6 protein-coding genes are annotated in these 7,350 nt (G+C 34.6%); 4 read left to right on the top strand and 2 right to left on the bottom strand.

The window, feature by feature from the left end:
- The coding region (locus JO950_RS22345; RefSeq protein WP_237732406.1) for a hypothetical protein at positions 1-292 on the top strand (292 nt) is incomplete at its 5' end.
- Positions 293-529: 237 nt separating this feature from the next.
- Here JO950_RS22345 and JO950_RS20610 read toward each other — a convergent pair.
- Complete coding sequence (locus tag JO950_RS20610) at positions 530-1,228, bottom strand: carbohydrate-binding family 9-like protein (RefSeq protein WP_202704322.1); 699 nt, start codon at positions 1,226-1,228, stop codon at positions 530-532.
- Positions 1,229-1,407: 179 nt separating this feature from the next.
- On the opposite strand from JO950_RS20610, the gene JO950_RS20605 reads away from it, so the two are divergent.
- Entirely contained in the window at positions 1,408-3,063 is a 1,656-nt protein-coding gene (locus JO950_RS20605) for a M1 family metallopeptidase (protein WP_202704321.1), read from the top strand.
- Between the two features lie 123 nt (positions 3,064-3,186).
- Here the strand turns inward: JO950_RS20605 and JO950_RS20600 are convergent, their stop codons facing one another.
- Entirely contained in the window at positions 3,187-4,731 is a 1,545-nt protein-coding gene (locus JO950_RS20600) for a hypothetical protein (RefSeq protein WP_202704320.1), read from the bottom strand.
- Positions 4,732-4,886: 155 nt separating this feature from the next.
- Between JO950_RS20600 and JO950_RS20595 the strand changes: the two genes are divergently transcribed.
- Both JO950_RS20595 and leuB read left to right on the top strand, forming a co-directional pair.
- A complete protein-coding gene (locus tag JO950_RS20595; protein ID WP_089077608.1) occupies positions 4,887-6,062 on the top strand; it encodes a 2-isopropylmalate synthase in 1,176 nt (391 codons plus the stop codon).
- 92 nt (positions 6,063-6,154) lie between these two features.
- Positions 6,155-7,273: a 3-isopropylmalate dehydrogenase gene (leuB, locus tag JO950_RS20590; RefSeq protein WP_202704319.1), complete on the top strand. Its 1,119-nt coding sequence runs from the start codon at positions 6,155-6,157 to the stop codon at positions 7,271-7,273.
- The last annotated feature ends 77 nt before the right edge of the window (positions 7,274-7,350 follow it).

Here is a 7,350-nt window from a genome sequence, read left to right as displayed (position 1 = left end):
GTATATAGATAATAATAGTTTTATAAATATATTTCTTCCGAAAGACTTCTCGACTCCAGAGGTTTTTAAGAAAGGCATTTTAATGTTTATAGAAACTTATAAATTTTATGGCGATTCAAATGACAAGTTTTTTCAAAATGTATATTTTGAAAGTAATAAATCTATTTTTGAAATTTATCTCATGAAACAAAATAATAGTACCTTTAATTTCCTAGTGAATTATACTAATTATTTTAAAATAAAGGAAATACAGCCAGTCTTCCAAATCAAGAATTTACAAATATTTGGTTAAACAAAATTATCCATGAACTGATAATGTCAGTATTTTTTAGTTTCAATGAAAAGTCCCAACGGGACGAAATATTTCTAAAAAAACTATCACCTCTCACGAGAGCCCCAGCGGGGCGGCATATATATTACCTGTAGATCATCAAATATAACGCTCCGATGGAGCTTTCTCAAAAATGTATTTAATTTTTAACTATAATTATTTCATTCCTGGCAGAATTAAAATGAATTGAAAATCCCTCTATTCAGTAAACTCAAAAACAGCAAACTCCTGTGGTTGATGAAAACCAAATCTAGAACTTTTATAAGCTTGTAAAGCAAGATATTCAGTGGTATTACCGTAATCAATTCTAAAAGCATTTCCTCGCCACTTAGTTCCCGCTTTTGGTGTTGAAAAATTACCGTTTTTAATCGTATTCAGGCTCGAGAAGGGAATTTTAATTTCGGTATTGAATCCTTCGTTTGTTATTTTGCTTTGTGTTTCCAATCCCAAAACATCAAACGCTATACTCATGTTCCATCCGCCACAAGCTGGTGAGATACACTTTAACAGTAAATCATAATAAGAAGAGTAGGCATTCACGCCGATTTCGAGATAGTTCTCCCCATTACCATCCGGATCTATAAAAATTTCAACTAAATCATCAGTATTAAAAATTTCAGTATCTTTTTGCTGTGCCTTACCCATAATTTTAGAATCAATCGAACGATAGGCCATATACAGATTATCATTGTCCCATGCAAAAGAAACATACGTATCCTGAGTCGCCTTTTTTCCGGAATCATGAACCACAAAAGGCCCAAGAAAAGGAGTCTTCCAATCTGATAAATTGCCATCAATATTAACTTTTTGAATAGTTCTTGGAATAAGAATATTTTGCGAATAAGTTGTGATCGAGCACATCAAACAAAGCAGGATAGTAATTTTAAGATTTCTCATAAATAACATATATGAATTTGATAGGCTAAAATACAGAAGAATAAACGAATTTTAACATTAATTTTTAGAATCCTCACTATAAAATCAGTCAAAACTTGATTCGAATGTTTACATTTGTTGAAGTGTAAACGGCTCAAAAAGCCTTCTTAATTTCGACTAAAAGAAAATATCTGCTTCATATGAAAAAATACTTAGGTGGCGTCTGTATCGCCTTTCTATTTGGCTTTACTGCCAATGCACAAGGACTTTTGAATAAGTCAGAAACTACTTTTACACATCAGGACACTTTACGCGGAAGCATTACAAAAGAAAGAGCCTGGTGGGATTTAAAATACTATCATCTTGATGTAAAAGTGAGCCCAAAAGAGAGAACAATTTCAGGTTCGAATACAATCCGTTATACTGTTTTAACCCCATACGACAAGATGCAGATTGATTTGCAGGAACCTATGCAAATTACGAAAGTAACACAGGGGGGAAAAGAATTACAGTTTAAGAGAGATGGAAATGCCTTTTTTATTACGCTGACTGAAAAGCAAAAAATAGGTGATACCAAAGAAGTGGTAGTGAGTTTTACCGGAAAACCAAGAGAAGCCGTTAAGGCACCCTGGGACGGTGGAATCAGCTGGAAAAAGGACAAAAACGGTAAAGATTTTATCGCTTCATCCTGTCAGGGACTGGGAGCAAGTGTATGGTGGCCGAACAAAGATCATATGTACGATGAAGTCGAGAACATGATGATCAGCGTAAACGTTCCCGGAGATCTTACCGATGTTTCAAATGGAAGATTAAAAAGCGTTAAAAAGGAAAAGGATGGAACTAAAACCTTCAACTGGTATGTTTCAAATCCCATCAACAACTATGGTGTAAACATCAATATTGGGGATTATGTTAATTTCTCAGAAGTATACAAAGGCGAAAAAGGAGATTTAGATTGTAACTATTATGTTTTAAGAGACAATCTTGCTTTGGCAAAAGAACAGTTCAAAGATGTACCAAAAATGCTAAAAGCTTTTGAAAACTGGTTTGGACCTTATCCATTTTATGAAGACAGTTACAAGCTGGTTGAAGTACCTTATCTGGGAATGGAACACCAAAGTAGTGTGACTTACGGGAATGGCTATAAAAATGGTTATTTAGGACGTGATTTAAGCGGAACAGGCTGGGGATTAAAATTTGATTTTATCATCATCCATGAATCTGGTCACGAATGGTTTGCCAACAATATCACGTACAAGGACATTGCCGATATGTGGATCCATGAAAGTTTTACTAATTATTCAGAAAGTCTTTTCCTGGAGTATTACTACGGAAAAGATGCTGCTGCAGAGTACGTAATTGGATGCCGTAAAGGGATTCAGAACGATAAACCTATCATTGGTAATTATGACGTAAACAACGAGGGGTCAGGCGATATGTATCCAAAAGGAGCTAACATGCTGCACATGATGCGTCAGATCATAAATGATGATGCCAAATGGAAATCGATTTTAAGAGGTTTAAATAAGACTTTTTATCACCAAACTGTGACAAGCAAGCAAATCGAGGATTACATCAACACACAATCCGGAATTAATTTTAATAGAGTATATGCTCAATATTTGACCACAACAAAGATCCCGGTTTTTGAGTATATGTTTAAAAACGGAACTTTCGGTTACCACTGGACCAATTGTGTCTCTAAATTTGACATGCCCGTGAGAGTAAAATTAAACGGAGTTGAAACATGGTTAAAACCAACAACCGAATGGCAATCAGAAAAAACTACTGATGAATCACGTAAAGTAGAAGTAGATAAAGATTTTTATGTAACGACTTCTAATATTATAGAATAAGGGGAATAGATTTCATCTTGTTCAGAACAAACCAGACTGGTTTTTAAAATCTTAATTTAGATAATTAGAAAATTTGATAATTAGTTCCCTATCACATTTTCTAATTCTCTAATTATCTAGATGCTATCGACTGTTCAGCTTCGCCTTCTCTTTAATAATGTCGGCGATCTTCCTGTTGTCAATTTTACTTTCCAGCCATGAAATAATATCAAGGTATAAAAAGGCTCTTTTCTCATACGTATTTTTCTCCAGTTCGATAAAACGAGTCCTCATCTTGATAAACTCCTTTTTTATATCGGCAGGGTAGAAGTTATTCAGATTTTTCATGAACTTGATAATCTCTTTCTGAACCTCATGTAAATCATTCATTTTCAAGAGAAACTTATACGTGTTCTTCAAATGATTTTCCAGATAATAATCCTTACCCAATTCGTAATGCGCAATCAAGGATAAAAGTCTGGCAAAGCACATTAAATCTTCACGCATCGACAGATTTTTATTGTTGATGATTTTATCCAAATAATTAATCGATTCATTGTACTTTTCAGTACCAAAATAAATAGAGGCAATTTTATAGTAAAACAACATCTCATGATGCTCATCAAGATGTTCGCTGTGAAGTTTTATCTTTTGCAGAATCTCCGGAATTAGATATTCACTTTCAGCAAAAGTTCCTTCCAGTATGTGAAGGTTCAACTTATTATTATAAACGTACAGAAAAGAAAGCGACGCAATATTATCATTTACCGGAAACCTTGGATCAGCAATGGTTTCTTCTAAAAGCGTCAGATATTTTTTGAAATTCGACTTGTATTTCAACATATACAGCGACTCTAGAAAATAATGATTCCCTTTTAAGAAAAAGACAGGATTCAAATAAATCATATTAGGATTGTCATAAAACAATCTTACCCATTTGTAGGCATATTTATAACTCGCTAAGAAGTCCTGAACCAGAAAACTACGCCAAAGATTAGCATTGTAAAACCAATACTTTTCCCTAAAACCAAACTTACTTTCGTCCAGCTTTGAAATGTGCTTATTGAAGTAATCGTCAATGTATTTGTACTCTTCGTCGCTTTTAACATAGCCGGTTTTTAGCATGATTCCGTACAACTGCAGCGATAAATTGGATAACTTACTTGAAATGGTGTTGCGATAATTCAGTTCTTTGGCCTGAATCACCAATTCATCGGCACGTCCCTGAATACTTCGGGTAATGTATTGCGATTCGATTAGTTTTTCGAATTCTACAATTTCATATGCCATGTATTTCTCGTCATTCTCAAGCGCCAGTTGTTTTGTTTTGTCCAGAATCTTCAAACTTTGTTTGTACAAACCTTTATTGTATAAAATAACAGCAAAATCGATTTGTTCCCGCAACTGATAACGAATATTCTGACTCGGAATATTCAAGCGTATACTCACTAAAATCTGTTTGTATAAGTATGATTTTAAATTAGATAGCTGAACCTTTTTAATAATACCACTCTTGAGAATCAGCTTTTCATCATAAGTTTCAGACTTATCCAGAATGTTAAATAATTCGATGAATTTGGTATTCGAACTCGTCTCTAAACGACTTGCAAAAATCTTAAATTGTCTTTTTTCGGATTTAGAAAGTGATTTTATTAATACAAATAAGAAATCTTTTTGATGGTTAGCCATTGTAAAATATAATAATATAACTTATTGGTTTCTAGTTAATTAACCTGCTTTAAAATGTTTTATGAACAGTATAATTTCATTAAAATGAATTTCGTGCCGGCAAAGTACAATATATATTTGTTATCAAGATGTGAAATTACATTAAATAAATGAATATGAATAGAGAGAAAGTTCAAATTTTTGACACCACTTTGCGCGATGGAGAGCAGGTCCCAGGATGTAAGTTAGATACGAAACAAAAACTAGTTATCGCAGAACGACTTGATAAAATGGGAGTTGACATTATCGAAGCAGGTTTTCCAGTGTCAAGTCCAGGCGATTTTTTATCGGTTTCTGAGATTTGTAAAATTGTAGAAAATGCAACGGTCTGCGGTCTGACAAGAGCCGTAAAAAACGACATTGATGTTGCTGCAGCTGCCTTAAAGCACGCTAAGAAACCTAGAATCCATACCGGAATCGGAACCTCTCAATCTCACATACTCCATAAACTAAACACAACTCCGGAAGACATCATTGCAAGAGCAAAATTCGCTGTAGCACATGCCAAATCCTACGTAGAAGATGTAGAATTCTATGCCGAAGATGCCGGAAGAACCGATAATGCCTTCCTTGCAAAAGTTTGCGAAGAAGTAATTAAATCAGGAGCAACAGTACTGAATATTCCGGATACAACAGGCTATTGTTTGCCTGAAGAATACGGAGCAAAAATAAAATACCTAAAAGAAAATGTGAAAGGTATTGAAAATGTAACCCTTTCCTGTCACTGTCACAACGATTTAGGAATGGCTACCGCAAACTCCATTGCAGGTGCTATCAACGGAGCAAGACAAATTGAATGTACTATAAATGGCATAGGGGAGAGAGCTGGAAATACAGCTTTAGAAGAAGTTGTAATGATCTTCAAACAACATCCTTACCTAAATCTGGACACCAATATCAATACAAGAGAATTAAACGAGATGAGCCGTTTAGTTTCTGAAAGTATGGGAATGATTGTACAGCCAAACAAAGCCATTGTAGGAGCAAATGCTTTTGCGCACAGCTCCGGAATTCATCAGGATGGAGTGATTAAAAACAGAGCCACTTATGAAATCATGGATCCGCTGGATGTAGGTGTAAATGAGTCCTCTATTATATTAACAGCAAGAAGCGGAAGAGCTGCATTGGCTTACCGCGCTAAAAAAGTAGGTTACGAGCTTACTAAAGTACAACTGGATATCGTATACATTGAATTTTTGAAATTCGCCGATATTAAGAAGGAAGTAATTGATGCAGATATTCATCAAATTATAGAAGCTGCTAAAATTCAGGGAGAATTAATCAGAAACTAGTTCAAGAGAGCAAAGATCTTAGAAGAAAGAGAATAGAAGAAAGAGAATAGACTAAAGAAAAAAGGATTTAAATACATAAAGAACGAGACGTTATGAATTTGAAAATAGCAGTTTTACCAGGAGACGGGATTGGACCAGAAGTAATTTTACAAGCCAAAAAAGCTTTACATGCTATTGGCGAGGTGTACAATCATGAATTTGTTTTTGAAGAGGCGCTTATGGGAGCTATTGCCATTGATAAAACAGGAAATCCTTTGCCGGAGCAGACATTAAACCTTTGTCTAAATACAGATGCGGTATTGTTTGGAGCAATTGGAGATCCTAAATACGATAATAATCCGTCAGCGAAAGTACGTCCGGAGCAAGGATTATTAAAACTGCGTAAGGAGTTGGGATTGTTTGCTAACATTCGCCCGATAAAACCTTATAAATCACTCATTGATGCTTCTCCGTTAAAAAGAGAAATTATCGATGGTGCTGATTTTACTATTTTCAGAGAATTAACCGGAGGTGCTTACTTTGGAGCTAAAACCTTAAATGAGGAAGGTACACACGCTTCCGATTTATGTGAATATTCAGAAGAAGAAATCACAAGAATTGCGCATTTGGCTTTTAAATCAGCACAAAATCGACGCAAGAAACTTACGATGGTCGACAAAGCAAATGTTTTAGAAACTTCCCGTTTATGGAGAAAAGTCGTTCAGAAAGTAGGCCAAAGTTATCCTGATGTCGCTTTAGACTTTTTGTTTGTAGATAACGCAGCAATGCAATTGATTCTAAATCCAAAACAATTTGATGTGATTTTGACCGAAAATTTATTCGGAGATATTTTATCAGATGAAGCAAGTGTGATAACGGGATCTATTGGTTTATTAGCCTCAGCATCTTTAGGTGAAAAGAATGCTTTGTTTGAACCCATACACGGTTCATATCCTCAGGCGAAAGGAAAAAACATCGCCAATCCGATTGCTTCAATTTTATCAGCGGCGATGTTATTAGAACATTTTGGTCTGTTGAAAGAAGCTGGCATGATTTATAAAGCAGTCGAAAAAGCAATCGAATTTCAAGTAGTAACCGTTGATTTAAAACCGGATTCAAAGTTCGGTACAAACGAAGTAGGGGACTTTGTATCCAATTTTATCTTCAGTAAAGACGATTTACTCTATTTTAATAATGATAACGTTCACATTGGACAATCAACAATTGTTTAATATTTTCTGTTAAAAATTAAATAAATAACAAGAAGTATGTAAAATGTTGAGATTTTATTTTTTTAGTCCTTTAAGTT

It is taken from the genome of Flavobacterium sp. UGB4466, from assembly GCF_903469665.1.
In the GTDB taxonomy this organism is placed as follows: domain Bacteria; phylum Bacteroidota; class Bacteroidia; order Flavobacteriales; family Flavobacteriaceae; genus Flavobacterium; species Flavobacterium lipolyticum.
This window is presented reverse-complemented; position numbering and strand designations above follow the sequence as displayed.